The organism is Mesorhizobium sp. 128a, assembly GCF_053848025.1.
This window is the reverse complement of record NZ_JBSPKY010000005.1, coordinates 168,215-192,100: the sequence shown is the minus strand read 5'-3', so window position 1 is coordinate 192,100 and position 23,886 is coordinate 168,215. Positions and strand designations below refer to the sequence as shown.

The following is a 23,886-nucleotide window of genomic DNA, read 5'->3' as shown; positions in this document are numbered from 1 at the left end:
TCTGACGGCCCCGTTTTCGGCGGGGGGTTTTACCATGCGCAAATGCAGGACTGCCGAAGCAACCACCGGGACTTGCCCACGATGCCAGGCGGCGGGCAAACCACAAGACTGACACGGGTGAAGGAGTTTCCCCAATGGCCCAGACCGGCACCGTTAAATTCTTCAACGCGACCAAAGGCTTCGGCTTCATCACGCCCGACGGCGGCGCCAAGGATGTGTTCGTCCACATTTCCGCGATCGAGGCTTCGGGCCTGCGTACCCTCGTCGACGGCCAGAAGGTAACGTTCGACGTTGAACCCGATCGCATGGGCAAGGGTCCGAAGGCGGTCAATCTCCGCGCGGCCTGAACCGGCGTTGCCGGCGCGCCCGCCAGGGCGCGCGAAAAAAGCGCTGAGCGCGCTTGAACCGGCTTTGTCAGCCGTCCCAGATATTCGAAGGCGCGACGTTTCCCGTCGCGCCTTTTTCATGTCCGCCGTCGCCGTGGCAAAGGACACCCGACCGCTCATGGAACGGCTGGTCGCCGGAGCGATCGTCTGACGAGAACTGCCTTCGGTGCAACGATCTATTTGAGCCCCCTTGATCGTTGCCGAGTTCGTCAAAACTTTCTCTTGCCGATGGCGCTAAAATAAAGGACAAATTTCCCTTCGGGCATTTGCCGGCCCGAAAACTGGACTTTATGGGATCAAAGGGAGCTTCCCATGCCGCAGACCGGCACCGTCAAATTCTTCAATCATGCCAAAGGCTTCGGCTTCATCACGCCGGACGACGGGCAGAAGGATGTCTTCGTCCATATTTCCGCCGTGCAGGCGTCGGGTCTTCCCGGTCTGGAGGATGGGCAGAAAGTGACATTCGACACCGAGCCGGACAAGCGCGGCAAGGGTCCGAAGGCCGTCAATCTGTCGGTCGGCTAAGCCGGCTGAAGACAGTCTGGGCGGAGATTGATGAGGCGGAGCGCCTTCCGCAAGCGTGTGGTTTTTGCCGCATGACCTGAATTAAAGGTGCAAATTCCGTTCAGCCCCCGTTCAGCCACGGTCTCCTATTAATCGTCCCCAAGGCCGGACCGCATCCCCGAAAGAACTACCCGGACCGGCACGAAGGAGACCAAAATGAACCGCATTTTCAAGACCGCCATCCTGGGCGCCGCGCTCGCCGCGACCACGCTCACCACCTTTTCTGCAGCCAATGCCGATGACTGGGGCTGGCGCCATCATCATGGCCGCCACCATAATGGCGACGCTCTCGCCGCAGGTGTCGTCGGCCTCGCGGCAGGCGCCCTGATTGCCGGCGCGCTGAGCAACCCGCAGCCGCGCTACAACAGCGCTTACGACGACGACTACGAGTACCGCGAAGTGCGGCCGGTCCGCCGTTACTACGCACAGCCGCGCGTCGTCTATGCCGACCGTTATGCCGAGCCGTGGACCCGCGACTGGTACGAGTACTGCTCGGACCGCTACCGGAGCTTCAATGCCCGCAGCGGCACGTTCACCGGCAATGACGGCGAGCAGCATTTCTGCACCGCCAATTGAGGTTTCCCTGACAAAAAAGCGCTGACCGCAAGGCCGGCGCTTTTTTGTTTGGCAAAAAGACATCGCTAAGTCAGAAACGGATTGGTCCGCCGCTCCTCGCCAAAACGGCCGCCCGGACCATGGCCGCAGATGAAGCCGATGTCGTCGCCGAGCGGCAAAAGCTTGTTCTTGATCGAGGCGATCAGCGTCGCATGATCGCCGCCCGGCAGATCGGTGCGCCCCACCGAGCCGCGAAACAGCACATCGCCGACATGGGCGAACTTGGCCGCCCGGTTATAGTACACGACATGACCCGGCGCATGGCCGGGGCAATGCAGCACCTCGAATACATGCGAGCCGAACGACACCGTCTCACCCTCGCTGAGGAAGCGGTCGGGCACGCAGTTGCGCACCCCGGCAATACCGTAGCGCTGGCCCTGGTTTTCGAGATTGTCGAGCAGCAGCTTGTCAGCCTCGTGCGGGCCGATGATCTCGATGCCGAGTGCTTGCTTCAGCTCCATGGCGCCGCCGGCATGGTCGATATGGCCATGCGTGATCCAGATCGCACCGGCCGAGATCGCATTGTCCTTCAGCACCGCCAGCACCTGGCCGATGTCGCCGCCCGGGTCGACGACGACGCCATGCTTGTCATCCATGTCGAACAGGATGGTGCAGTTCTGCTGGAAGGGCGTGACCGGCACGATGCCGGCATTGAGCTGACCCATGATTGTCCTTTCGCTGTGTCTGGCGTGATGTAGAGGCACAGGCAGGCAACGTCCACAGCTCCGCGACAATCTTGACAGACCCCAAAACAGAAATGGGCGGCCCAACGGCCGCCCATTTGACGAAGCCCGAGATTTCGAGGCTTATTTCTTCATCGCGCCCATGACCGCACCGATGATGCCGGTCAGGATCGCGCCGCCGCCTGCGCCGCCGACGAGATTGTCTACGTTAAACGCGCTGCCTGCTGCCGTCGCGGCCGCTGCCGGGTCGACCGTGCCGCCGCCGAGCAGGCTGCCGAGGATCGCCGCGCCGCCGACGCCGCCAATGGCGCCGCCCAGGATTTTGGTCAACTGGCCCATCGCCGCATTCTTCAGCGCGACGCCGACCGCCTGACCACCGATAACACCCGCTATTACCTGCACAACGATCGCAATGAGCGTGTTCGTATCCATGTCCCTAGTCCCTCCATAGCTGCCAGCCTCCCGGGCCGACACCATCATGAGACGCCGAATTAGACGAAAGTCAAATGCGTAAATGCTGAAATAAAAGGGGCGGCCCTAAAACCGCCCCTGCTTGCGAAAAAAGCTGTGATTTCCGTTATTCTGCGGCTATCGCATGCTTAGGCTGCACTGCAGCAGAATAGTCGTTCATCAAAGTCTTGGCGATCTCGCCGACCTCGAATCGGTAGGGACCGATCTCGGAAACCGGCGTCACTTCCGCCGCCGTCCCCGTGAGGAAGCACTGCTCGAAACCTTCGAGCTCCTCAGGCATGATGGCGCGCTCGATCACCTCGAGGCCACGGTCCTTGGCGAGGCCAATGACGGTGCGGCGGGTGATGCCGTCGAGGAAGCAATCGGGCTTGGGCGTATGGATCTTGCCGTCCTTGACGAAAAAGATGTTGGCGCCGGTGGCTTCGGCGACCTGGCCGCGCCAGTCGAGCATCATGGCGTCGGCATAGCCCTTGGCCTCGGCGGCATGCTTGGACATGGTGCAGATCATGTAGAGGCCGGCGGCCTTCGACTTCGACGGCGCCGTGCGCGGATCGGGCCGGCGCCATTCCGCCAGATCGAGGCGGATGCCCTTGAGCTTCTGCGCCGGGTCGAAATAGCTCGGCCATTGCCAGATGGCGATGGCGCAGTTGATGCGGCTGTTCTGCGCCGAAACGCCCATCTGTTCGCTGCCGCGCCAGGCGATCGGCCGGACATAGGCGTCCTGGAAACCCTGCTTCTTCAACAGCGTGGTCGAGGCGTCGTTGAGCTCGGCCACCGAATAGGGAATCTTGAAGCCGAGCAGGCGCGCCGATTCATGCAGGCGCTCGGTATGCTCGTTCAGCTTGAAAATCGCGCCGCCATAGGCGCGCTCGCCCTCGAAGACGGCGCTGGCATAGTGCAGGCCGTGGGTCAGCACGTGGATCTTGGCGTCGGCCCATTTGACGAACTCGCCGTTCATCCAGATGAAGCCTTCAAGCTGGTCGAAGGGAACGGATGCCATGGAAACCTCCCGCGGGCGGCGGCCCGCACATCATTGGTGTTCTTGTTTGTTTCGCGACAGCCGCGTCAGGGCGGCCGGGTATCTTGAAGCGTAAGCGGATAATCGAACTCTGGCAAACTCAGGAAGTTCCGGAAAAACCGCGCTCCCTTGCCTTTTCGTTCGCAATCCGCCCAAAAGCTTGTCAAAAATTACCATTGCGGGGAAATTACGTCAATAGTACTGACATAATTTCCCTCTATGGACGGAGAAATGATGACGGATCGAAGCCCAGCTGCCGGAAAACCGATCAAGACGGCGATCACCGAGGAGGACGGCATCGACTTCGCCATCATCGAACTGTTCTTCTTTGCCTACCGCGATTTCACGTCCGATCCCGACCAGATCCTGGCCGATTACGGCTTCGGCCGCGCCCATCACCGGGTGCTGCATTTCGTCAACCGCCGGCCGGGGCTGACGGTCGCCGAACTGCTCGACGTGCTTAAGATCACCAAGCAGAGCCTGGCGCGGGTGCTGAAGCAGCTGATCGACACCGACCATATCGTGCAGTTGCAGGGCCCGCGCGACCGCCGCCAGCGTGAACTCTACCCGACGGCCAAGGGCCGCGCCCTGGCGCTGGCCCTGGCGCGGCCACAGTCACGCCGCATCCGTGCTGCATTGGAAGATTCCGGAGCCAGCGAGCGCCCCTTGATCGAAAGATTCCTGGAAGCCATGGTCAATCCGGAACTAAGGGCGCAGATCGACATTGTGCCTGCAAACATGTCAGGGAAAAGCCATGGAGACCATTGACAGGGTGGACCAGCCGGCGGCGCCGGACGATGACGCGCCGCATCTGCTTGTGGTCGACGACGACACCCGCATCCGCAATTTGCTCAAGCAATATCTGACCGAAAACGGTTTTCGGGTCACCGTCGCGGGAAATGCCGGCGAAGCCAGGCGCAAGCTCGCCGGGCTCGACTTCGACCTCCTCGTCCTCGACGTCATGATGCCCGGTGAAACCGGCGTCGACCTCACCAAGGCACTGCGTGAGGAGAAGAACGTGCCGATCCTGATGCTGACGGCGCTTTCGGAAACCGACAGCCGCATCACCGGGCTGGAGGCCGGTGCCGACGATTATCTGCCCAAGCCCTTCGACCCGCGCGAGCTGATCCTGCGCATCAACAACATCCTGCGCCGCGGCGGCCCGGCAACCACGCCCAAGGTCGAGCAGCTGGTCTTCGGCCCCTACACCTTCCAGATTGCCAGGCGCGAGCTGAAGCGTGGCGGCGAGGCGCTGAAGCTGACCGACCGCGAGCAGGAGATCCTGGCGATCTTCGCCGCACGCGCCGGCGAAACCATACCGCGCCATGAGCTGGTCGGCGACGATTCGGAAGTCGGCGAGCGCACCATCGACGTCCAGATCAACCGCCTGCGCCGCAAGATCGAGCGCGACCCGTCCAACCCGGTCTGGCTGCAGACGGTGCGCGGCATCGGCTATCGGCTCAGCGTGGAATAGGCGCGCCTCGGCCGGGCGGTTTCAATCCAGCCGGTTGCGCTTTTGATTTTAGGTCTCGCGACAACAGAGCGGATTGCTGGGGTTTCAGTGAAGCTGTTCCAGGATTCCGGAGCTGCTGGCGAAGACCAAACTCCAGTAGATGCCGACGGCGATAGCGCCAATCGCAGCTGCCGAAATCGGCACGCCAAACGGCACCACGCCCTTCCGGTCCATATGCTGGACATAGAGGCGAAATGCGCCCGCCGGCAGCAGGAACGGGTTTTTCACGACCACGGCCATGGCCACGGCGAACACCATCAGCAGCAGAGAAAACACGACGAGACCGGTGCCGCCGACCAGGATCGGGATCACAGCCATCAGCTTGACATCGCCGGCACCGATCTTGCGCAAGACCCAGAACGGGAAGAACACGACAAACAGCAGCAGGCCGGCAATCGCGCTCAGCCCCATATCCCACCAGGATCCGGACTGAACAGCCAACAACAGCAGTGACCCGGCGCCCAGGCAAAGCAGCAGCAGCACATTGCTGTTGGATATCTTCTGGGTGACGAAGTCGAGCCACGCGATCCTCGCAAGCAGAGGGATCGCCAACGCCTTCAGCAGCAGCGATGCGGCAAGCAACATAGAGGCGCTCTACCGCTCGACATTCTGCACGCTGGACGACAGGAGCTTCAAATTGTTGGCCACGGTCGGATCCTTGGGCGCCAGCTCATAGGCCTTGAGGAAGTTGGTGCGCGCGTCCTGCAGCTTGCCGCGCAGCAGATACGAATAGCCGACATTGTTGTAATATTCGGGTGTCGGGCCAATCAGTTTGAACGCCCGGCCATAGGCCCGGTCGGCAAGGTCGAAGCGATGGATGCGGTCGCTGCAGGCGGCGAGACCCAGCCAGGCAACACCGTCATTTGGCGCCAGTTGCGTCGCCTTGTAGAACAGCGCGCCGGCATTGCCGTAATTTTCCGCGCGGAACTGGTTCTTGGCTTCGGCGACGGCCAGGTCGGAGGCATAGTATTCGACATCGCTGACCGTCTTCAGCCCGTCGAAAGCATCGCCAAAAGCCGTCACGTCGCCCTTGGAGGGTTCGTTGGTGCGAACGACACCGTCCGCGGCGTCAGTCTGGCAGCCGGCAATCGCCATGATCAACAGGCCGGCCGCGGCCGCATTTTGCCATCTCATATTTATGTCCCCAAGGGTTGCCCCTAACATCACATTAGAATCAAAGCGTAACCATAACTAGAAGAAAATACCCTTCATGCGAATGATGATCGGCAGCAGGACAATCATCAGAACCACCGGAAAGACGCAGACCCCCAGCGGGATCATCATCTTGACCGGCAGCGCATTGCCGCGTTCCTCTGCCCTAAGAATTCTCTTGCCGCGCATCTCGTCGCTGTAGACGCGCAGAGCATCCGTCAGGCTGGTGCCGAGTTCCTCCGATTGCCGGAACAATATCGAAAGCGCCCGCGCCTCATCGAGACCAAGACGCTCGGAAAGATCCCGGAGAGCCTCGCGCAAAGGCTTGCCGGCGCGCAACTGCAGATTCATGATCGCAAGCTGTATGCCTAGCCATTTGTGCGTGCCGGCCAATTCCTGGCTCACCCGCTCCACGGCGGCCTCCAGGCTCATGCCGGCATCGGCACAAGTAATCATCATATCCATGAAGTCGGGAAAACCCCGGCGATAGGTTTCCTTCTTGGCATTCTCGAAGCGATCCAACGCAATGCTCGGAACAACCAGACAGGCGAGGCCAAACAGCGCGGCTGCCGCGAATACCAAAACCCCTGGAATTTGCGGTGGGACCACCGCAAGCAAGCCAGTGTACACTCCCAGAAAGCCGACGGCGACAGCGCCGATCCTGGCGAGTGTATAGAATAGCGGAGCGCTGGCCTGGTAGAATCCGGCACGAAAGAGCTTTGCTTCAAGAGCGTTAGGCTCGCCTCGCTCTTTTTCCACTGATCGGAAATAGGCATCGACGGGTCGTTGCGCTGCTATCTTGGCGAGCTGCTCCTGGCCGACCAGCGACCGACGGCTCGCGATGCCTTCGGACTTCAGACTTTCCGTCACCAGTTTTCGCGTCTGCAAGGCAGGCCGGAAAATCAGCGCGCCGAACAGGAACAGCGCCATCGCCGCCAGGAAGACTGCGATGGAAACCAGAAATCCCAGATCCTGGGTACCCGAAAACACGTTTATATCTCGCTCTCGTCAGAAATCGAAATTGACCATTCGGTACATGATGAAGTCACCAAGCAACGCCCAGATTCCGAAGATCAGGAACGCCGGCATGAGGAGTGGGCTGTTCCACACAGCCCCGTAGTAGCTCGGCGCGATGATCATAAGCAGGGCAAGCATGACGACCGGAAACAGCGAGATGATCCATGCCGACATCCTACCCTCCGCCGACAATGCCCGGATCTTCAAGCGCAGTTTCTGCCGCTCGCGCAGCACGGATGAGAGATTGGCCAGGATTTCGGTGAGGTTGCCGCCGGTCTTGGCTTGAATGGACAGCGACACCGAGAGCAGATGAAGCCCCTCGAACCCAACTCGCTGCGAAAGCTTTCGCACCGCCTGCTCAAGGCTGAGGCCGAATGTGATTTCGTCGGAAACGATGCCGAATTCGGTGCCGAGCGGGTCAGGCATTTCGCGAGCCACGAGTGCGATAGCAACGGTGGTCGGGTGCCCGGCCCGCAGCGAACGGACGATCATGTCCAATGCGTCGGGAAGCTGGGCAGCGAATCTCACGATACGCTTGTTGCGTGCCCGCCGGAGCACCAGAAGCGGCAGGGCGAACCCCACAAGCAAAAAGGCGAGGAGCCCTGCTATGGACGAAAATCCGAGGATCAAGGGCAAGACCAGGGCCAGCACCAATCCTGCCAACAGGAACATTGCGGCGAAAGCCATCGGATTGCCGGTGATGCCCGACTGGGTGTAGAGCCGGTTCAGGGCGACCATGCCGAAGATATAATCCCCCGAATCGGTCAGTCCGCGTTCGCGCAGCAGGCCTTGCAGTGTCTTTTCGGCCGGTGCTTCTTCCGCCAGGCGCTGAAGACGCCGGTTTATGACTCCGGCACGGACGCGCCGCGATGCATACGATACATAGAAGGACTCCGCGGCCAGGATCACCGACGCAGCGGCGAGCACGTATATGAAGTAAAGTAGCGTCTGGCCGGTCGGCATCAGAGAGGAACCTGCGGATTGAAGGCTTCCTTGGCAAACTGATGCCCTAGCATCGCGACTTCCTGGGCAAAACGCGGACGCACGCCGGTCGCGCGAAAATCGCCGATGATCTTGCCTTCCGCTGTCACGTCGCGGCGAACGAAATGATAGATTTCCTGAAGCTGGACGACGTTGCCTTCCATGCCGGTCAATTCCGATATGGAGACGACCCGCCGCCCGCCATCCGATAGACGCTGCGTCTGCACGATGATATCGATGGCCGAGGCAATCTGGGCCCGGATGGACTCATGCGTCATCGGCATGCCGGCCATGCCGACCATCTGCTCCAGCCGGGATATGGCATCACGCGGCGTGTTGGCATGGATGGTGGTCATCGAACCTTCATGGCCGGTGTTCATGGCCTGAAGCATGTCGAAGGCTTCTTCGCCACGAACCTCGCCGACGATGATGCGGTCGGGTCGCATGCGCAGTGCATTCTTCAGCAACTCACGTTGGCGAACCTCGCCCCTGCCCTCGACATTGGGTGGACGCGTTTCTAGACGGCCGACATGCGGCTGCTGCAGTTGCAGTTCCGCCGCGTCCTCGATGGTGATCAGTCGCTCGGTGGATGGAATGTAGCTCGACAGCGCATTGAGCAAGGTCGTCTTGCCGCTGCCGGTACCGCCTGAAACCAGGATCGACTTGCGCGCCTGCACGGCGATACGCAGCAATTCCACCATCGGCGGGCGGATCGAATTGAACGCGATCAGCCGCTCGAGCGAATAGGGATTCTTGGAGAATTTGCGGATCGACACCAACGGGCCATCCACCGAAATTGGCCGCACCGCGATGTTGACGCGCGAACCGTCTGCCAGTCGGGCATCGACCATGGGCGCGGACTCGTCGACGCGGCGGCCGATGGCCGACACGATCTTGTTTATTATACGCAGCAGGTGCGCCTCGTCGCGGAACCGGATCGCGGTTTCCTCGATCACACCACGGCGCTCTATAAATACCCGATTGTGGGTGTTGATCAGGATGTCGGCGATCGAGTCATCCTTGAGCAGCGGTTCGATCGGTCCCAGCCCGAGCATCTCGTCCGCCGTATCGCTGGTAAGCTGGTCGAGTTCTCGAGCATTCAACGGCACGGCGCGGGTGCGAACGAACTCGCGCACGATCGGGCGGATCTCGTTCAAGATCTCGTCCTTGGATGCTGTTTCCAGAACCGCAAGATTGAACCGTTCAATGAGATGCCTGTGCAGATCGACCTTGAGCGTCAGAAAATCATCGGCGTTCGCCGCGATTTCCGCCGCTGGCGCTGCAACCGGCTGCAATAGCGTCGGAGCCAGCGGCTCCACCTGACGCTCACTTGGTCCCTTGATGAAGCGGCCTAACATGTCGCTCGAACCCCCGAGAATCCCCAAGGTTGGAAACTAAGCGTTAACCACACCTGGCACAAGCGCCGAGCGCGGCCGAAAGGATCGAATACTTACAACATAGTTAAGACGAGACCCCAAAAAAATCGTTTTATTTTGGGACTGTGTATCCGGGGGCACACCTCAACTCCGACCTCACGAAACGTTTCGCCTTGCAACGCGCTCATGTGTCAACGGGAGAGCCCGTAAACCCTTACACATAAAGGATTATACACATACGCTAATATGATGGTGTTCCCAGCAAGAGTGCGGCAGATTTGTGAACGAATGGTTAAGGGCGCTAAAAAAGCAAATCGAATCAATCCCTTGTCGTAATTGAACTAGCTTCCCAACTGGTATTCGAGGGGTACTCGAAGGTTAAGGAACCGTTAATCCCATTTGACTTCGCTTTTTTGTGAGACTTAGATCAAGTCGACGGGGGATGCTTGGGTATGGGGTTCATCCTTGGCTCTGTCTCGTCGGGTTCAAACCTCCAAGGGGAGACATTGACATGAAAAAGCTCATGACGGTGGCCCGGCAGTTCCGCGACGATAACAACGGCGCTGCTATGGTCGAATATTCTATCCTGGTCGGCATCATCGCCGGCGCCGCGATCCTTATCATCGTCGGCATCGGGCTCTGGGTGAACGGTCGTTTCACCGACCTCTGCACCGACCTGCAGTCGAGCGGTATCGGTACCTGCGGCAGCGGCACCGGCAGCTGATACTTACCTATCTCAGGCCTGGGCAGCGATGCCCGGGCCTGATCGCCCGGGCGGGCGATGCTAATGCACAATGGGATTGGGGGCTGGGTCGATGCGCGCTAACACAATCATCATGATCGTTCTCGCCGGCGTGTTCGGCGTCCTGGCCGTGGTACTTGCCAATATCTGGCTGGCGAACCAGCGCAATGCGCTGGCGCAAGCGAACGGTGTCCAGCGTGACACGGTGGTGGTGGCGGCAGTGGCGCTGAAGTTCGGCGACACGCTGACCGCCGAAAAGTTACGTGAAATCGCATGGCCGGCTGGCGCGGTCCCGGTTGGCGCCTTCAAGAGCACCAAGGAGCTCCTGACCGGCGACGCCAAGCAGGCACTGCAGGCGATCGGGGCCAATGAGCCCATAATTGCTACAAAGATCACAGGCCCCGGCCAGCGTGCCACGCTTTCGGCAGTGCTCGGCGAAGGCATGAAAGCCGTTTCCATCAGGGTCAACGACGTGCTCGGCGTTGCCGGCTTCGTTTTCCCTGGCGACCGTGTCGACGTGCTGCTGACCCGTACGGTGCGCAGCGATGAAGGCCCCGACAAGAGTTTCGTCGATGTATTGCTGCAGAGCATGAAGGTGCTCGCCGTCGACCAGGTGGCGGATGAGAGCAAGGATAGCCCGACGGTGGTGAAGTCGGTGACGCTGGAGGTCAGCACCAAGGATGCGCAGAAGCTGACATTGGCCGCCGGCGCTGGCCAGCTGTCGCTGGCGCTCCGTCAGGCGGCGGCCAGCAAGGGCGAGACGACCGAACGCGTCACGCTTTCGGACCTGACCGGCGATACGCCCGACGATGTCGCCACAAGGCAGGCTGAACTTGCCAAGCAGGCGGCAGCCGAAGCCGAGGCGGCAGCCGATCGCAAGCGCGCCGACGACAAACTGGCCGGGCTGACGCAGGCCGTTGACCGGGTAGGCAGCAAGCTCGACGATCTGAGCAAGATCAAGCCGGCCCCGGCTGTGGCATCTGCGCCGCAGGTACAGGAAGTTGTAAAGGAAGTGGTCAAATATGTGCAGCCGGAACCACCGGCGCGCGCGACAGTCGGTGTTTTTCGAGGTATAAAACTCGAAAAATATGATGTGCCGCGACAAAAGTAATACCGGCATATTAGGATAGGTGGAGTCCGAATCAGCCGGCAAGGGGGTAGCTTTAGATGCGTGCGTTCTGGGGACCACTGGCGGCTGCCGCTCTGGCTTGTTCTGCGGGGCTATTGCCGTTTGGCTCTACAGCCCACGCAGCCGACCGTTTCATCGATGTGTCGAACCCCAGCGTCCATCGGATTTTCCTGCCGATGTCACAGTCGGTGACTCTCCAGGTGAGCGCCAATCTCGGCGATATCGTTGTCGGCGACGAGAAGATCGCCGATGCCCAGCCGATGACCGACCGCACGCTCTATGTCATCGGCAAGAGCGCCGGCACCACCACGGTTAACCTGTTCTCCCCGGAAAAGCGCTCGCTGGGCGTGATCCAGATCGAGGTCGGCGTCGACGTCAGCGACATGGCGCAAGCGATCCGCCAGGTGGCGCCCCGGGCGCGCATCGAGATCGGTTCGATCAACGGCAAGGTGAGGCTTGGCGGTCACGTCAAGGATGGCGCGACGCTGGCATCCATCATGGAGGTGGTGCAGCAGTATGGGCCTGACGCCATCATAAATTCCGTCATTGTCGACGACAGCCAGCAGGTCAACCTCGAGGTCCGTGTTCTGGAAGCCAAGCGCAACGCCGGTCGCGATCTCGGCGTGTCGATCAGGAGCACGAACGGCAGCGGCACGACACGCGCCGCAACCGGCATCGCCACCGTCGACAAGGATAATATAGTGCTCGGCCCGGGCGATATCCTCACCGGCCTGCTGTCGACCAGCAATCCCTTCGCGGCGCTGATCACCCGCGTCATTGACAGCAACATCAAGGTCGACCTGATCATTGAAGCCCTTGAGGCCAAGGGGGTCGTGCGCACGCTTGCAAATCCCAACCTGACAACGCTTTCCGGCGAGCCCGCCAGCTTCAACGCTGGTGGCGAAGTGCCTATCCGTGTCATCGGCAACGATGGCGAGGTAACCATCACGTACAAGCAATTCGGCGTCAATCTGCTGTTCACGCCGGTGGTACTCGACGACGGCAAGATCCATATGAAGCTGGCGCCGGAGGTCAGCGACCTCACCGGCTTCACCACCGCCGGTGACCCGATCTTCACCAACCGCAAGCTTGATACCGTCGTCGAACTGCGCGACGGACAGAGCTTCGCGGTCGGCGGGCTTCTGTCGAGCAAGACAACCAAGCTTCAGGAGCAGGTGCCGTGGCTCGGCCAGGTGCCGGTCATCGGGACGCTGTTCCGCAATTCGAGCAATCAGAAGGAAGAGACCGAACTGGTGGTCATCGTCACGCCGCACGTCGTGCGGCCGGTGAAGCCAGGCGAACAACTGGCGACGCCGTTCGACAAGACACGGCCGGCCAACGATCCGGAATTCTTCGTGCTCGGTCAGCTCGAGGTGAACAAGGACATGATCCGGAAATATGAACAAGGCGACGGCGTCACCGGCCCCTATGGCCACATGCTCGACGTCAAATCGAAGGACAAGATGCTCTATGTCAAGAAATAGCGTCGTCCTGATCCTCCTCCTCCTGTGTGCCGGCGCGTTGACTGGCTGCGCAGCCGACTATCTGAACAACTACGACACGGTGACACTGGCTGCCGGCGATACGCAGAAATTCAATTCGCTGCTGCAGACGGTCGATCCGCTCAATCCGGCCTCGAAGAACACCAAAATCGAAGGTGACGGCGCACGCTCTGCCGGTGTCGCCCAGAGGTACAAGATTCCGCCACCGCCGCCGCCGGCGCCGAACATCACGGTCAATGTCGGTACACCGACCACGAACTGAACAGAAGGATGCGGTTTTATACGCGCCAGGCGAACGAGGGTTCTGGCGCCAGGGGAGCTAAGTGTAACGCCATGTTGCGAACCATTCGCGCGTTCTGGCACGATCAAAGGGGTATAGCCCTCGTTCTAGTGGCCATCACGTTGCCCGCGCTCATCGGCTTTTCGCTGCTGGTGATCGATATGAGCCGGGCCAACAATCTGCGAAACGACATGCAAAAGGCAGCCGATGCCTTTTCGTTGGCCGGGGCCGCAGAACTTGACGGCTTTCCCGGTGCATGGGGTAGGGCAGAGCGCGCCATGGCGACGCTGGTCGACAATGAGAGCAATTTCTCGACCTCCGGCCGGTTCACCCTGACTTCCGGGCAACCGGGCGGCACGGTGCGATGCAACGCCGCCGGCAACATTTCCTGGTGCTTCCTCAAGGCGATCCCCCCTGCCGACGGCACCCAGATAACGACTGCCAATCAGGCTACTTATCTTGCCGATTCCACTCAGGCTGTTGGCGAGGATGAGAGCAAATTCATACAGGTCAAGGTCACGCCCACCGGCTTCGACACACTATTCCCGGTATCGTTCCTGCCGGGCGGCACCAACAATTCGTGGGCCATCGGGGCAGTGGCGACTGCCGGGTTCACATCCGGCGTTTGCGAGTACACGCCGGTTTTCATGTGCAACCCGTATGAGGATCCAACCATCACCGGCGGCGTCACGCTGGAGCAGGCAGCGCAAACCAGGCAATACCGTCGTCGCCAGATCAAGCTGCGTGGAGATGGGTATTACTTTCCCGGTAACTTCGCTTTTCTGGCTTCGCCATTCGGCAACGGCGCCAACCAACTCGAAAAGATGCTCGCTGACTCCAAGCCGCAGAATTGCTATTCGCGTGACGGCGTCGACACGGAGCCGGGACAGAATACCGGGCCTGTAGAGAATGGCATCAACTCGCGCTTCGGTATCGATGCGTCCAACTACTCGGACGGACCTGCGGTCAATGTGCGCAAGGGCGCCAAAAACTGGAACAGTTTCGTCAAGAGCAACAAGGTCGTCTACGAAACGGACCCCACAAAGGGGGTCGGGCTTGAACGCGACTCGTGCCAGATCTCCGGCAGTTGCTCCATGATGGGCGGGCGCATGGGCGCCGGCGACTGGAACTTCGCGCGCTACTGGGCTGCCAATCACCCCACGCGTGCCGTGCCTGCGGCCCTATCCGGCACCGGCGCCAACCTCCCGACGCGATATGAGACCTATCGCTACGAGATCGACAACAACATCGTTGGGGACGCGGCTGTCGGTGGCGAAAAAGGCACGCCGCCTGCTGGGGCCGGCACCCCGATCTCGACCCCAGACCGCCGGTTGCTTTACGGCGCAATCCTGGACTGCAATGCGCTCAAGGCTTCTGGGATGAATTTCAACGGCCGCTTGACGGGCATTCCGGTCAGGAGGTTCGCCAGTTTCTTCATCACCGAGTCGATCAGGGACGGTAAGGACATCTTCGTGGAACTGGTCGACATAACCGGCAAGGGCGGCAGCGGTACGCTCGACAATTACCTGCGCGACGAAGCTCAGCTCTACCGGTGATGGCGATGATCAGAACCCTGTTCCATCACCTCAACAGATTTCGACGCGATCATCGCGGCACCGCGCTTGTCGAGACGGCGCTGATACTGCCGCTGATGGTGCCCCTGTCGGCGGGCGTGTTCGAATTCGGCAATCTGATCCACGACAAGCTGCTGATGGAGGCCGGGCTGACAGATGCCGCGCGTTTCGCCGCCCGCTGCAACAGCCAGATGTACACCGACAACGGCCTCGCGGCGATCAACTGCGCCAACATCGCCGCCAACATAGCGGTGTTCGGCAATGTGGCAGGCACAGGCAGTGCGCGCGTCAAGGGCTGGCAGAAAGCGGGAGGGGCATCCAACAATGCGACGGTGACCATCGGCGACAGCGCTTCCTGCCACGACGCGGTGGTTGCCGGCGTCACAGAGTACCGTTCCACCACCGCACAGGTCTGCATCGTCAGGGCGACAGGCGCCTATTCCTATAGCGGCATCGGCATGTTGTCGTTGCTCGACATCGGTCCGATCACGCTCAACGGCTTCCACGAGGAGCGGTTGATCCGATTCTGAACATGATCACGCGCTTTGCAAAATCGGAAGACGGTTCAACGATGGTGGAAATGGCCATCGTTTCGACGCTGCTGTTTGCGCTGACCCTGGGCTTCGTCGATTTCGGCTACGCTCTCTACCAATGGAATGCCGCGACCAAGGCAGTCCAGATCGGAGGGCGGCTGGCATCCATCTCCGACCCGGTCGTGACCAATCTTGCCGCTGCCGCGCCGACCTCGACGCCAGGCGCGCCGATTGTCGCCGGCGCGTATGGTCCCTTTGTCTGCAAATACACTGGAACTACAGGCGCATGCAGCAATGGCGGCACGTTCGACGCCAACAAATTCAGCCGCATATTCCGCGGAGACACTGCAGTCACCAACAACGATTTCTGTCCGCCAATCACCGCAGTCCAACGGCTCACCATACGGCCCGGCATGTGCCATTTCTTCCCGGGCCTGCTGCGTTCCAATGTTGTCATCACCTATGCCGCCACCGGTCTCGGCTACCAGACACGATTGGGTGGACCTGTGCCGACCATAACCGTCAACCTGCAGAACATGAGCTACCAGTTTTTCTTCCTGGGGGGACTGTTCGGATTCGGAAACATGACAATGCCCTCCATGCTGAGCACGGTCACGGGCGAAGACCTGAAGGTCACCTACCCATGAACGCTATCAACACCAAGGTTCTTCCGACAAAACGCAAGCAGGTCGCCCTGTTCTCGTCCGACCCTCAGTTCAAGCGCGATGTGGCGACGCGGCTCGAGGCGCTGGCGATCTACGACGTCAGGATTTCCGATACGGCTGACTTCCTCAACGGACCGCCCGCCGATACGCGCCCCGGCATCGTCATCCTCGACTTTGGCCATGGCGAGCTGCTCGGCCAGCCGGGCATCGTCGAGGCGCGCGCCAAATGGGCAGCAGTGCCGCTGATCGCGGTCTCCGACGAACTGACGTCGGAGCAGACGCGAGCGCTGGTGCGCATGAACGCTTCGGACTGGCTGCACAAGCCGCTCGACGCCAAGGAACTGCTGAACGCGGTGACCTTCCACGACACTGGCAACCAGGGAACGAAAAGCCGCATCATCACCTTCATCAGCGCCAGCGGGGGCGCCGGCGCAACAACGCTCGCTCTGTCGGCGGCCGAACACCTGGCATCGAAATCGTCTGAACGCGCGGCTTCGACCTGCCTGGTCGATCTCGATTTCCAGAGCGCCAATTGCGGCGCCTATCTCAACTTGTTCAACCAGTTCGATCTTGCCGGCATCATCGGCCAGCCGGAACGGCTCGATGTCGAGCTTATGGATGTCATCAAGCTTTCGCGGCCGTCCGGCCTGACGCTCTATGCCTTCGAGCGGCCGCAGCTGCCGTTCGAGCCGCAGGGCGCGGATTTTGTGTTCCGGTTGCTCGACCTCGTCGCCTACCGGTTCGACGACATCGTCATAGACCTGCCGAACATCGAAACCCCCTGGCACAACTCCGTGCTGTCGACGAGCGATGAGATCTTCATAGTCTTCGAACTTAACGTCGCCTCGCTTCGGCAAGGCAAGCGGCTCTACAAGAAGATCCGCGAACTGCGCGGCAACAAGGTCAGCATCACGCTGGTCGCCAACAAGCACAAGCGCAAATGGTTCGGCAACCACTTCTCGCGCAGCGAGCTGGAAAAGATCTTCAAGGCGCCGCACATCAAATCGGTCGCGCTGGACAATGCGCTTCTGACCGATGCGTTGAACCGTGCTATCCTGCCTGCCGAGGTGGATGGGCGTGCGCGCTTCAACAAGGACCTGAAGCGGATGTTCAAAGAGCGGCTCGATGACGCTGCCAAATAGGTATCGGCCGAGTGGGTATCGAATTGGCCCGGGATTGGTCTGCGTCATGGGCATGGCGCTGGCGATGTCGGTCCAGGCCCCCGCCAGCGCGCGATCGGCACTTTCAGATCGGCCGCCGCTGCCGGCAATGGGCCCCAGCCTGCGCAAGACTGTCGCCTTCGAGACCACGGAACAGCCCGGCACGATCGTTATCCGCAAGGGCGAGAAGGCGCTTTATCTGGTGACCCGACAAGGCCAGGCGCTTCGCTATCAGATCAGCGTCGGACGGGACGGATTTGGCTGGACCGGGGTCGTCAAGGTGGGGGCCAAGACCGAATGGCCGGAATGGCGCCCACCGCGCGAAATGCGCGCCCGCCAGCCGGAGCTGCCGCAAATGGTGCCGGCCGGTCCCTACAATCCGCTCGGCGCCAGGGCGCTCTATCTGCTTCGGGATGGGCGTGACACGCTCTATCGGATACACGGAACCAACGATCCGTCGGGGGTTGGCTTCGACGGAACATCGGGGTGTTTTCGCCTTACCAACACCGATGTGATCGATCTCTTCAAGCGCGTCGCGATCGGCGCAAAGGTGGTGGTTCAATGACGATGATCAGCGAACCGGACATGCCGGCAATCGAGATTGGGACAGCAGCCCGCATTGAAGAGCAGGCTGTCGTTGGGAAACCGAACGACAAAAGCATTATCGGCGCGGTCATCGTCGGCGCGTCCCTGCTCACTCTGGTGAACATAATAGCCGCGGTCTATCTCTACCGCGGCATCAGCGATATGCGCGTTCTGGAAGGACGCCTGCAACAACTCGGGACGTTCGAACAACGAATCGGGAGCCGGCTGGACACGGTCAACAACGGTTTTCAGAGCCGATTTGAAAAACTCGACAGTCAACTGCAGAGCAGCTTTGGTGAAATCAACAGGAGCATAGCCCGGCTTGAACAGAGCCAGCCTCTTGCCCGTGACGACGTCATGTCGAGCGCAGTGGAACCTTCCGTTGACACGACCAGCAGCATGGCGGAGGCACCCGCCGTTCTCGACGGTGAAGGCGCGGCCGAGCCCAGCGTCGTCGATGCGCCGCGCCCGCCGAAAAACAGGATCGCGGCCGCAGCCCCTGCCCCAAGCCCCAACTACCAGCGCATACAACAGGCCGACGGCAAGGTTTACTACCGAAAGATCAACTAGCGCTGGAAGACGTGGGCTGCCCTAGTAGTCTCGCTGCAGGGCAACAAGTCTCACGGCCAGCGCTTCTGACCGCTGTCGGCTTTCGCTGAGGAAGGCAACATGACAATAGGCGCATGCTGTCACACCCAGAAACAGCACAAGACTGTTCTTCAAGGTGAAATCGACCATCAGTGAGAATGGAAGACCTCCGGGTACCGTGAATGAGGCGACTGTGCTTGCTGTTTCGGAATGGCTGGTGACGGCGATCATCAACCCTGCAAAAAGCAGAGCGACGTGATTTGCAATGAAGAAGAAAGCAGCCGACTTTCTTGTGCGGCACGCCATCCAGCAGACGATCGACAGGGCGGCCAGGATAGAGGCATCGAGAACCATCGACGCCCCCAGAGAGAGATCGATCTGTTGCCAGAACAGTGTCGACAGCGGCCTTAGTTCCAGCCAGATCCGCCACATTGTGGGACTGGCCGGATAGGCTCCCAGCAAGAAGGTCGCCATGCGCTCCCCTGCCAAAATCAGCAGGATCAGAGCTGGGAAGGCAAAGAGCATTATCGACTTGCGCTTCATGTCACCCTCGACAATCTGGCATTCAAGATAGAGCGCAGAGATTGAGCGAGGATTAACGGAGCTTTGCTGGTCCCGGTGCCGCAGCCGGCTGCGCGTGGCAGCCTGCAAGTCAGCAAGAGCCATGCGGGTACGGCGCAGCCACTAGTTGTTTTGGCTGAGCACGAGCGTCACCACCTTGGGCTCGACTCGTTGCAGACATCGTTCCGGAATATTGGGCCACGTCGCCTTGGCGCATCCCTCGTTTCCGCCCGACGCCAGTGCAAGCCAGCGTTCCGACTTAAGGTCTTGCTCGGTGGTCGACAGGAAGACCTGTGTAGCCAGCGCGGTCGCCATGGACACCTGGACGAAGATAAGGGCGTAGGCGAATCGTCTGATCATCCGCTCGCAACGCCCAATCCGCGAAGTGGTTCCAACGTCCCGACGCGCCGGTGCTCACGATTCTTGCGCTTCTGCGCCCTTCCGGTATCGGCTGCCATGCCACGGCTGTTCCAGAACGGCTCGGCGTGGAATAGAATGCCACCCGATGGCCGCCGTTTGGCCATAGACGAGTGCCATCGACGAGCGACCAGCGGAAGAACACATGGCGACCACGCAACTGGAACGGTCGGACGGCTTCGGCGCGCGCATATCGCGCGCGCTGAAAGCCATGCCGCGCGCCTGGAACCGGTTCTGGCGGCTGGTCGCGCTCTATATGCCGAAGCGGCTTTATGCCCGCTCGCTGATCATCGTCATCGCGCCGATGATCCTTCTGCAGTCGGTCGTCGCCTTCGACTTCATGGAACGCCACTGGGCAACCGTGACGCAGCGCCTGTCGCAAGCCACCGTGCGCGACATTGCCGCGATCATCGACATGATCGAGACCTACCCGCACGATGGCGACTACGCCAACATCATCCGCATCGCGCAGGACCGCATGCAGCTGAAGGTCGACTTGCTTCCGCCCGACCCGCTGCCGGCTCCCGGTCCGAAGCCCTTCTTCTCGATCCTGGACGACGTCCTCTCGAGCGAGATCACGCGCCAGATCAACCGCCCGTTCTGGATCGACACGGTCGGCAATTCCAACATCGTCGAGGTCCGCATCCAGCTCGAGGGCAAGGTGCTGCGCGTCTTCGTGCGCCGCAGCCAGGCCTACGCTTCCAACACCCACATCTTCCTGATCTGGATGGTCGGCACCTCGCTGGTGCTGCTGACCATCGCCATTCCCTTCCTGCGCAACCAGATCCGGCCGATCCTGTCTCTGGCCGAGGCCGCCGAAAGCTTCGGCAAGGGCCGGCCGATGCCGCGTGACTTCCGCCCGCGCGGCGCCGAGGAGGTTCGCCGCGCCGGCTTTGCCTTCATCCAGATGCGGGAGCGCATCGAACGCCAGCTGGAACAGCGCACCGCCATGCTGACCGGCGTCAGCCATGATCTCAGAACCATCCTCACCCGCTTCAAGCTGCAGCTGGCGCTGGCCGGCGGCAAGCCCGAGACCAAGGCGGCGCTCAACCAGGACATCGACGACATGCAGTCGATGCTGGAGGGCTATATCGCCTTTGCCCGCGGCGAAGCGTCAGAAGATGCCGGCCATTTCGATCTTGAGGCCTATTTCCAGAAGCTCGGCGAGGAGGCGTCGCTGCACAAGCGCAAGCTGTCGACCGTGCTCGCCGGCGACCCGGACGTGCATGTGCGCCCGCACGCTTTCGCCCGGCTGTTGTCCAATGTCGCCGGCAATGCCTTACGCTATGCCAAGACGGTGGAGATCAGCGCCGATCACGGCCGCGGCTCGCTCGTCGTCACCATCGATGATGACGGTCCGGGCATTCCGCTGGAAAAGCGCGAGGACGTGTTCAAGCCGTTCGTGCGGCTCGACGAGGCGCGCAACCTCGACGCCAGCGGCACCGGCCTTGGGCTCTCCATCGCCCGCGACATCGCCCGCAGCCATGGCGGCGACATCATGCTGGACGACAGCCCGCTCGGCGGCCTGCGGGCCGTGATCAAGGTGCCTGCCTGATCAGAGCATGATCCCGAAGGCGGGCCTGGCCAAAACCGCCTTCATCCGCCCGTCATGAAATCATGGTCAAGAGCGCGCATGAAGCGCGCGACCTCAGTTGATTCGGCTCAGCCGCCTCACTTCGACCTCGTGCCTGCCCGGGTACGCTGGAGCGAAGCGAGGGCAGCCGCGTGGGTGCCGTTCCGCCGTGGCATCAAGGCAACCGACGATCCGAGCAAAGGGCCGCCATGCGCATCCTGATGGTTACCGACGCCTGGCGCCCCCAAGTCAACGGTGTCGTCCACACGCTGGAGCGGCTCACCGAAACGCTGAAATCCTTCGACGTCGAGGTCGACTTCCTGACCCCGAACATCTTTCGCACCTTGCCCTTGCCGACCTATCCCGACATCCGGCTGGCGTTGACCACGCCCGGCAACGTCGCGCGGCTGATCGAGGCGCGCAAGGCCGACCACATCCACATCGTCACCGAGGGACCGCTCGGCATCATGGCGCGGCGCTATTGCCGCAACGCCGGCCGTCCCTTCACCACCAGCTATCACACCCGCTTCCCCGAATATCTCAGCGCCCGCCTGCCGGTGCCCGAGAGCTGGGCCTATCGCTGGCTGCGCGATTTTCACAATTCGGGACAAGGCACACTCGTCGCCACCCAGTCGCTGGCCGACGATCTCGCCGCGCGCGGTTTCAACAAGCTGCGGCCATGGACGCGTGGCGTCGATACCGATCATTTCCGCCCGGACAAGAAGAAGGACCTCGGCTTTCCCGGCCCGGTGTTCCTGTGCGTCGGCCGCGTCGCCATCGAGAAGAACCTGAGCGCCTTCCTCGATCTCGACCTGCCCGGCAGCAAGGTGATCGTCGGCGAAGGACCGGAACTGGCCAAGCTCAAGGTGAAATATCCGCAGGCGCACTTTCTTGGCCACCGTCCGAACGACGAACTGGCCGAAATCTACGCCTCGGCCGACGTCTTCGTCTTCCCCAGCCGCACCGACACCTTCGGCAACGTCATCATCGAGGCGCTGGCCAGCGGCACACCCGTTGCCGCCTATCCGGTCACCGGGCCGATCGACATTGTCGGCGACGGCATCGGCGGCGCGGTGTCGACCGACCTGCGCGAGGCCTCGCTCGCCGCGCTGAACGTCGACCGCGCCCAGGCGCGCGAACGCGCCATGCGCTACAGCTGGAAAGCCTGCGCCGAAATGTTCATGGACACGGTCGAAGAGGCGCTTGGCACCAAGCGCAAGCTGGCCGCCTAGGGGCAGTTAGAACAAGCGCCCGCCGTCCGGCACCTTGCGCTCAATGGCGCCGAGCACCACGGCGCCCTCTTCGTCGGGAAAGCCGAGCGTCAGCACTTCGGACATGAACGGGCCGATCTGGCGCGGCGGAAAATTGACCACCGCAAACACCTGCCGTCCCACAAGCGTTTCCGGCGCATAATATTTGGTGATCTGCGCCGAAGATTTCTTCACGCCAATATCGGGCCCGAAATCGATCTTCAGCTTGAGCGCGGGCTTGCGCGCTTCGGGAAAAGGCTCGGCCTCGACAATGGTGCCGGCGCGGATGTCGACACGATCGAAATCGGCAAAGCTGATCTCGGGCTTGCGCGCGCTGCTCGAACTCATCTTCTTTTCTTATGGACGATCAGGCGTTGCCATAGGTCTCGAACAGGACGCCGGCCAGCGCATCCTTGGCCGAGGTCCCCGACCAGACGACGAACTGAAAGGCCTGGAAATAGCATTCGCAGGCTTCCAGCGCCGACGACAACAGGACCTCGACCTGCTGGCTCGACGGTTCGACCCCTCCGGCGAGCAGCAGCGACTGGCGAAACATGATCGCGCCCTCCTGCTCCCACAGGTCGAAATGGCCAAACAGCATCTGCTCGTTGATCAGCGACAGCAGCCGCATCACTTCCAGCGCACGGGCTTCCGGCACCTTGATGTCGAACGCGCAGGCCAGATGCAGCGCCTCGAAATCCTCCATCCACGAGAAGGAGACGTGATAGTCGGTCCAGCTGCCGGCAACCGAGATCGAGATTTCGTCATCGCCGGCCCGCTCAAAGGACCAGTCATTGTTATGGGCCACCTGCTCGATGACATCCACCGGATGGATTTCGCGGGAGAATTCGAGTTCGAGAAGTTCCATGGAATGCTTCCTGTGTTCAGGGGAGCGCCACACGCTCCGCGGGGCACACACGACGAACAATCTTGTCTAGAACTCGGACGGCCAGGACTTCACGACACAAAGACCCCGGACCGGACCCCACCGCCCGGCCGCATGACCCTGCTCCGAATCATGCAACAAATTCAGTCTATTGATCGGGAGTCGCGTGAACAGCCTAATTTTTCGCACTGCGTCATCCGCATGTGGAAAGGCGCTGTCACAAAGATTCATGCATTGCCGGTAAACGATTCACGGCAAAGCACTTTTTCGGATTGCGCTTTGTGGAAAAGTTTAAAGATTATTTTTTTGCTTTCGGCTTTGCCGCCGCCGCCGGTGCGGCCTGTCCGGTCAATTCGGCAAGCCTGGCTTCGAGCGCGTCGATGCGGGCGGCCAGCCTGGTGTTCTCTTCCCGGGCCTTGGCGGCCATGTCGCGGGCAGCCTCGAACTCTTCGCGCTGCACCACGTCCATGGTGTTGAGGATGCGTTCGGCCTGCCCCTTGAAGGCAGTCTCGACCTCGCGGCGCACGCCTTGCGCGGCGCCGGCGGCATCGGTCATCAGCTTGGCGAACTCATCGAGAATGCGGTTCGGTCCGGTCGACATGGCAAATCCTCGCTTGCTCGAATTGACGTAATGGCGCTGGGCGCGGAATGCAAGAAGGTTGAAG

Annotated in this window: 30 protein-coding genes; 17 read left to right on the top strand and 13 right to left on the bottom strand. The window is 61.1% G+C overall.

Annotated features, from left to right (window positions below; all coding sequences use genetic code 11):
• Positions 1-134: 134 nt before the first annotated feature.
• The 3 genes from ACWTU9_RS11765 to ACWTU9_RS11755 all read left to right on the top strand — a co-directional run bounded on the left by ACWTU9_RS11765 (position 135) and on the right by ACWTU9_RS11755 (position 1,526).
• Positions 135-347, top strand: coding sequence for a cold-shock protein (locus ACWTU9_RS11765; RefSeq protein ID WP_006202520.1), 213 nt, complete (start codon positions 135-137; stop codon positions 345-347).
• Between the two features lie 351 nt (positions 348-698).
• Positions 699-911 carry a cold-shock protein gene (locus ACWTU9_RS11760; protein WP_112561038.1) on the top strand — a complete coding sequence of 71 codons (213 nt, stop codon included), beginning with the start codon at positions 699-701 and terminating at the stop codon, positions 909-911.
• A gap of 195 nt (positions 912-1,106) precedes the next feature.
• Positions 1,107-1,526 (top strand): BA14K family protein, encoded by a 420-nt coding sequence (locus ACWTU9_RS11755; RefSeq protein WP_454585584.1) that lies wholly within the window; start codon positions 1,107-1,109, stop codon positions 1,524-1,526.
• Between the two features lie 65 nt (positions 1,527-1,591).
• Here the strand turns inward: ACWTU9_RS11755 and ACWTU9_RS11750 are convergent, their stop codons facing one another.
• The 3 genes from ACWTU9_RS11750 to ACWTU9_RS11740 form a co-directional block, all read right to left on the bottom strand.
• Complete coding sequence (locus ACWTU9_RS11750) at positions 1,592-2,230, bottom strand: MBL fold metallo-hydrolase (RefSeq protein WP_455858417.1); 639 nt, start codon at positions 2,228-2,230, stop codon at positions 1,592-1,594.
• Between the two features lie 141 nt (positions 2,231-2,371).
• Positions 2,372-2,680: a hypothetical protein gene (locus tag ACWTU9_RS11745; protein WP_455858416.1), complete on the bottom strand. Its 309-nt coding sequence runs from the start codon at positions 2,678-2,680 to the stop codon at positions 2,372-2,374.
• A gap of 145 nt (positions 2,681-2,825) precedes the next feature.
• Positions 2,826-3,719, bottom strand: coding sequence for a branched-chain amino acid aminotransferase (locus ACWTU9_RS11740; protein ID WP_112561042.1), 894 nt, complete (start codon positions 3,717-3,719; stop codon positions 2,826-2,828).
• Positions 3,720-3,971: 252 nt separating this feature from the next.
• Here ACWTU9_RS11740 and ACWTU9_RS11735 point away from each other — a divergent pair, with 252 nt between their 5' ends.
• Positions 3,972-4,505 (top strand): MarR family winged helix-turn-helix transcriptional regulator, encoded by a 534-nt coding sequence (locus ACWTU9_RS11735; protein WP_455858415.1) that lies wholly within the window; start codon positions 3,972-3,974, stop codon positions 4,503-4,505.
• Entirely contained in the window at positions 4,492-5,211 is a 720-nt protein-coding gene (locus tag ACWTU9_RS11730; RefSeq protein WP_454576897.1) for a response regulator, read from the top strand. Before ACWTU9_RS11735 ends, ACWTU9_RS11730 begins: the two co-directional genes overlap by 14 nt.
• 84 nt (positions 5,212-5,295) lie before the next feature.
• Here ACWTU9_RS11730 and ACWTU9_RS11725 read toward each other — a convergent pair whose 3' ends face one another.
• From ACWTU9_RS11725 to ACWTU9_RS11705, 5 genes are all read right to left on the bottom strand, one after another.
• Positions 5,296-5,835 (bottom strand): prepilin peptidase, encoded by a 540-nt coding sequence (locus tag ACWTU9_RS11725; RefSeq protein WP_455858414.1) that lies wholly within the window; start codon positions 5,833-5,835, stop codon positions 5,296-5,298.
• 9 nt (positions 5,836-5,844) lie between these two features.
• A complete protein-coding gene (locus tag ACWTU9_RS11720) occupies positions 5,845-6,384 on the bottom strand; it encodes a tetratricopeptide repeat protein (protein WP_455858413.1) in 540 nt (179 codons plus the stop codon).
• Positions 6,385-6,441: 57 nt separating this feature from the next.
• Complete coding sequence (locus ACWTU9_RS11715; protein WP_455858412.1) at positions 6,442-7,332, bottom strand: type II secretion system F family protein; 891 nt, start codon at positions 7,330-7,332, stop codon at positions 6,442-6,444.
• Positions 7,333-7,410: 78 nt separating this feature from the next.
• Positions 7,411-8,382, bottom strand: a complete 972-nt coding sequence (locus ACWTU9_RS11710; RefSeq protein WP_455858411.1) for a type II secretion system F family protein — start codon at positions 8,380-8,382, stop codon at positions 7,411-7,413.
• Complete coding sequence (locus tag ACWTU9_RS11705; protein WP_455858410.1) at positions 8,382-9,758, bottom strand: CpaF family protein; 1,377 nt, start codon at positions 9,756-9,758, stop codon at positions 8,382-8,384. Before ACWTU9_RS11705 ends, ACWTU9_RS11710 begins: the two co-directional genes overlap by 1 nt.
• A gap of 529 nt (positions 9,759-10,287) precedes the next feature.
• Between ACWTU9_RS11705 and ACWTU9_RS11700 the strand changes: the two genes are divergently transcribed.
• The 10 genes from ACWTU9_RS11700 (at position 10,288) to ACWTU9_RS11655 (ending at position 18,516) form a co-directional block, all read left to right on the top strand.
• Entirely contained in the window at positions 10,288-10,500 is a 213-nt protein-coding gene (locus ACWTU9_RS11700; RefSeq protein ID WP_455858409.1) for a Flp family type IVb pilin, read from the top strand.
• Between the two features lie 91 nt (positions 10,501-10,591).
• Positions 10,592-11,629: a Flp pilus assembly protein CpaB gene (gene cpaB / locus ACWTU9_RS11695; protein ID WP_455858408.1), complete on the top strand. Its 1,038-nt coding sequence runs from the start codon at positions 10,592-10,594 to the stop codon at positions 11,627-11,629.
• 56 nt (positions 11,630-11,685) lie between these two features.
• Complete coding sequence (locus ACWTU9_RS11690; RefSeq protein ID WP_455858407.1) at positions 11,686-13,131, top strand: type II and III secretion system protein family protein; 1,446 nt, start codon at positions 11,686-11,688, stop codon at positions 13,129-13,131.
• A complete protein-coding gene (locus ACWTU9_RS11685) occupies positions 13,118-13,411 on the top strand; it encodes a hypothetical protein (protein WP_455858406.1) in 294 nt (97 codons plus the stop codon). Before ACWTU9_RS11690 ends, ACWTU9_RS11685 begins: the two co-directional genes overlap by 14 nt.
• A gap of 71 nt (positions 13,412-13,482) precedes the next feature.
• Positions 13,483-14,985, top strand: a complete 1,503-nt coding sequence (locus tag ACWTU9_RS11680) for a TadE/TadG family type IV pilus assembly protein (protein WP_455858405.1) — start codon at positions 13,483-13,485, stop codon at positions 14,983-14,985.
• 5 nt (positions 14,986-14,990) lie between these two features.
• Positions 14,991-15,533, top strand: a complete 543-nt coding sequence (locus ACWTU9_RS11675; protein WP_455858404.1) for a TadE/TadG family type IV pilus assembly protein — start codon at positions 14,991-14,993, stop codon at positions 15,531-15,533.
• A gap of 2 nt (positions 15,534-15,535) precedes the next feature.
• Positions 15,536-16,183 (top strand): TadE/TadG family type IV pilus assembly protein, encoded by a 648-nt coding sequence (locus ACWTU9_RS11670; RefSeq protein WP_455858403.1) that lies wholly within the window; start codon positions 15,536-15,538, stop codon positions 16,181-16,183.
• Positions 16,180-17,343, top strand: a complete 1,164-nt coding sequence (locus tag ACWTU9_RS11665; RefSeq protein WP_455858402.1) for an AAA family ATPase — start codon at positions 16,180-16,182, stop codon at positions 17,341-17,343. The genes ACWTU9_RS11670 and ACWTU9_RS11665 overlap by 4 nt, the downstream gene beginning before the upstream one ends.
• Positions 17,327-17,926, top strand: a complete 600-nt coding sequence (locus tag ACWTU9_RS11660) for a L,D-transpeptidase (RefSeq protein WP_455858401.1) — start codon at positions 17,327-17,329, stop codon at positions 17,924-17,926. Before ACWTU9_RS11665 ends, ACWTU9_RS11660 begins: the two co-directional genes overlap by 17 nt.
• Entirely contained in the window at positions 17,923-18,516 is a 594-nt protein-coding gene (locus ACWTU9_RS11655; RefSeq protein WP_455858400.1) for a hypothetical protein, read from the top strand. The genes ACWTU9_RS11660 and ACWTU9_RS11655 overlap by 4 nt, the downstream gene beginning before the upstream one ends.
• Positions 18,517-18,537: 21 nt before the next feature.
• Here ACWTU9_RS11655 and ACWTU9_RS11650 read toward each other — a convergent pair whose 3' ends face one another.
• Positions 18,538-19,077 (bottom strand): hypothetical protein, encoded by a 540-nt coding sequence (locus ACWTU9_RS11650; RefSeq protein WP_455858399.1) that lies wholly within the window; start codon positions 19,075-19,077, stop codon positions 18,538-18,540.
• Between the two features lie 141 nt (positions 19,078-19,218).
• Positions 19,219-19,455, bottom strand: coding sequence for a hypothetical protein (locus ACWTU9_RS11645; protein ID WP_454576880.1), 237 nt, complete (start codon positions 19,453-19,455; stop codon positions 19,219-19,221).
• A 202-nt stretch (positions 19,456-19,657) separates the two neighbouring features.
• On the opposite strand from ACWTU9_RS11645, the gene ACWTU9_RS11640 reads away from it, so the two are divergent.
• Positions 19,658-21,067, top strand: coding sequence for an ATP-binding protein (locus tag ACWTU9_RS11640; RefSeq protein ID WP_455858398.1), 1,410 nt, complete (start codon positions 19,658-19,660; stop codon positions 21,065-21,067).
• Positions 21,068-21,294: 227 nt separating this feature from the next.
• On the top strand, positions 21,295-22,317 hold the full coding sequence (locus tag ACWTU9_RS11635) for a glycosyltransferase family 4 protein (RefSeq protein ID WP_455858397.1): 1,023 nt from the start codon (positions 21,295-21,297) through the stop codon (positions 22,315-22,317).
• Between the two features lie 6 nt (positions 22,318-22,323).
• Here ACWTU9_RS11635 and ACWTU9_RS11630 read toward each other — a convergent pair whose 3' ends face one another.
• The 3 genes from ACWTU9_RS11630 to ACWTU9_RS11620 form a co-directional block, all read right to left on the bottom strand.
• Complete coding sequence (locus tag ACWTU9_RS11630; protein WP_455858396.1) at positions 22,324-22,683, bottom strand: tRNA-binding protein; 360 nt, start codon at positions 22,681-22,683, stop codon at positions 22,324-22,326.
• 19 nt (positions 22,684-22,702) lie between these two features.
• Positions 22,703-23,203 carry a type III secretion system chaperone family protein gene (locus ACWTU9_RS11625; protein ID WP_006202532.1) on the bottom strand — a complete coding sequence of 167 codons (501 nt, stop codon included), beginning with the start codon at positions 23,201-23,203 and terminating at the stop codon, positions 22,703-22,705.
• A 316-nt stretch (positions 23,204-23,519) separates the two neighbouring features.
• Positions 23,520-23,822, bottom strand: a complete 303-nt coding sequence (locus ACWTU9_RS11620) for an accessory factor UbiK family protein (protein WP_023711152.1) — start codon at positions 23,820-23,822, stop codon at positions 23,520-23,522.
• Positions 23,823-23,886 lie beyond the last annotated feature (64 nt).

Excerpts from the sequence above, each read along its gene's own strand:
- ACWTU9_RS11725 (WP_455858414.1), bottom strand. The coding sequence starts at position 5,835 with ATGTTGCTTGCCGCATCGCTGCTGCTGAAGGCGTTGGCGATCCCTCTG.
- cpaB (WP_455858408.1), top strand. The coding sequence starts at position 10,592 with ATGCGCGCTAACACAATCATCATGATCGTTCTCGCCGGCGTGTTCGGC.
- ACWTU9_RS11690 (WP_455858407.1), top strand. The coding sequence starts at position 11,686 with ATGCGTGCGTTCTGGGGACCACTGGCGGCTGCCGCTCTGGCTTGTTCT.
- ACWTU9_RS11655 (WP_455858400.1), top strand. The coding sequence starts at position 17,923 with ATGACGATGATCAGCGAACCGGACATGCCGGCAATCGAGATTGGGACA.
- ACWTU9_RS11680 (WP_455858405.1), top strand. The coding sequence starts at position 13,483 with ATGTTGCGAACCATTCGCGCGTTCTGGCACGATCAAAGGGGTATAGCC.
- ACWTU9_RS11665 (WP_455858402.1), top strand. The coding sequence starts at position 16,180 with ATGAACGCTATCAACACCAAGGTTCTTCCGACAAAACGCAAGCAGGTC.
- ACWTU9_RS11630 (WP_455858396.1), bottom strand. The coding sequence starts at position 22,683 with ATGAGTTCGAGCAGCGCGCGCAAGCCCGAGATCAGCTTTGCCGATTTC.
- ACWTU9_RS11670 (WP_455858403.1), top strand. The coding sequence starts at position 15,536 with ATGATCACGCGCTTTGCAAAATCGGAAGACGGTTCAACGATGGTGGAA.
- ACWTU9_RS11700 (WP_455858409.1), top strand. The coding sequence starts at position 10,288 with ATGAAAAAGCTCATGACGGTGGCCCGGCAGTTCCGCGACGATAACAAC.
- ACWTU9_RS11675 (WP_455858404.1), top strand. The coding sequence starts at position 14,991 with ATGATCAGAACCCTGTTCCATCACCTCAACAGATTTCGACGCGATCAT.
- ACWTU9_RS11755 (WP_454585584.1), top strand. The coding sequence starts at position 1,107 with ATGAACCGCATTTTCAAGACCGCCATCCTGGGCGCCGCGCTCGCCGCG.
- ACWTU9_RS11635 (WP_455858397.1), top strand. The coding sequence starts at position 21,295 with ATGCGCATCCTGATGGTTACCGACGCCTGGCGCCCCCAAGTCAACGGT.
- ACWTU9_RS11625 (WP_006202532.1), bottom strand. The coding sequence starts at position 23,203 with ATGGAACTTCTCGAACTCGAATTCTCCCGCGAAATCCATCCGGTGGAT.
- ACWTU9_RS11740 (WP_112561042.1), bottom strand. The coding sequence starts at position 3,719 with ATGGCATCCGTTCCCTTCGACCAGCTTGAAGGCTTCATCTGGATGAAC.
- ACWTU9_RS11730 (WP_454576897.1), top strand. The coding sequence starts at position 4,492 with ATGGAGACCATTGACAGGGTGGACCAGCCGGCGGCGCCGGACGATGAC.
- ACWTU9_RS11705 (WP_455858410.1), bottom strand. The coding sequence starts at position 9,758 with ATGTTAGGCCGCTTCATCAAGGGACCAAGTGAGCGTCAGGTGGAGCCG.
- ACWTU9_RS11650 (WP_455858399.1), bottom strand. The coding sequence starts at position 19,077 with ATGAAGCGCAAGTCGATAATGCTCTTTGCCTTCCCAGCTCTGATCCTG.
- ACWTU9_RS11750 (WP_455858417.1), bottom strand. The coding sequence starts at position 2,230 with ATGGGTCAGCTCAATGCCGGCATCGTGCCGGTCACGCCCTTCCAGCAG.
- ACWTU9_RS11640 (WP_455858398.1), top strand. The coding sequence starts at position 19,658 with ATGGCGACCACGCAACTGGAACGGTCGGACGGCTTCGGCGCGCGCATA.
- ACWTU9_RS11760 (WP_112561038.1), top strand. The coding sequence starts at position 699 with ATGCCGCAGACCGGCACCGTCAAATTCTTCAATCATGCCAAAGGCTTC.
- ACWTU9_RS11720 (WP_455858413.1), bottom strand. The coding sequence starts at position 6,384 with ATGAGATGGCAAAATGCGGCCGCGGCCGGCCTGTTGATCATGGCGATT.
- ACWTU9_RS11685 (WP_455858406.1), top strand. The coding sequence starts at position 13,118 with ATGTCAAGAAATAGCGTCGTCCTGATCCTCCTCCTCCTGTGTGCCGGC.
- ACWTU9_RS11745 (WP_455858416.1), bottom strand. The coding sequence starts at position 2,680 with ATGGATACGAACACGCTCATTGCGATCGTTGTGCAGGTAATAGCGGGT.
- ACWTU9_RS11710 (WP_455858411.1), bottom strand. The coding sequence starts at position 8,382 with ATGCCGACCGGCCAGACGCTACTTTACTTCATATACGTGCTCGCCGCT.
- ACWTU9_RS11765 (WP_006202520.1), top strand. The coding sequence starts at position 135 with ATGGCCCAGACCGGCACCGTTAAATTCTTCAACGCGACCAAAGGCTTC.
- ACWTU9_RS11645 (WP_454576880.1), bottom strand. The coding sequence starts at position 19,455 with ATGATCAGACGATTCGCCTACGCCCTTATCTTCGTCCAGGTGTCCATG.
- ACWTU9_RS11735 (WP_455858415.1), top strand. The coding sequence starts at position 3,972 with ATGACGGATCGAAGCCCAGCTGCCGGAAAACCGATCAAGACGGCGATC.
- ACWTU9_RS11620 (WP_023711152.1), bottom strand. The coding sequence starts at position 23,822 with ATGTCGACCGGACCGAACCGCATTCTCGATGAGTTCGCCAAGCTGATG.
- ACWTU9_RS11660 (WP_455858401.1), top strand. The coding sequence starts at position 17,327 with ATGACGCTGCCAAATAGGTATCGGCCGAGTGGGTATCGAATTGGCCCG.
- ACWTU9_RS11715 (WP_455858412.1), bottom strand. The coding sequence starts at position 7,332 with ATGGCGCTGTTCCTGTTCGGCGCGCTGATTTTCCGGCCTGCCTTGCAG.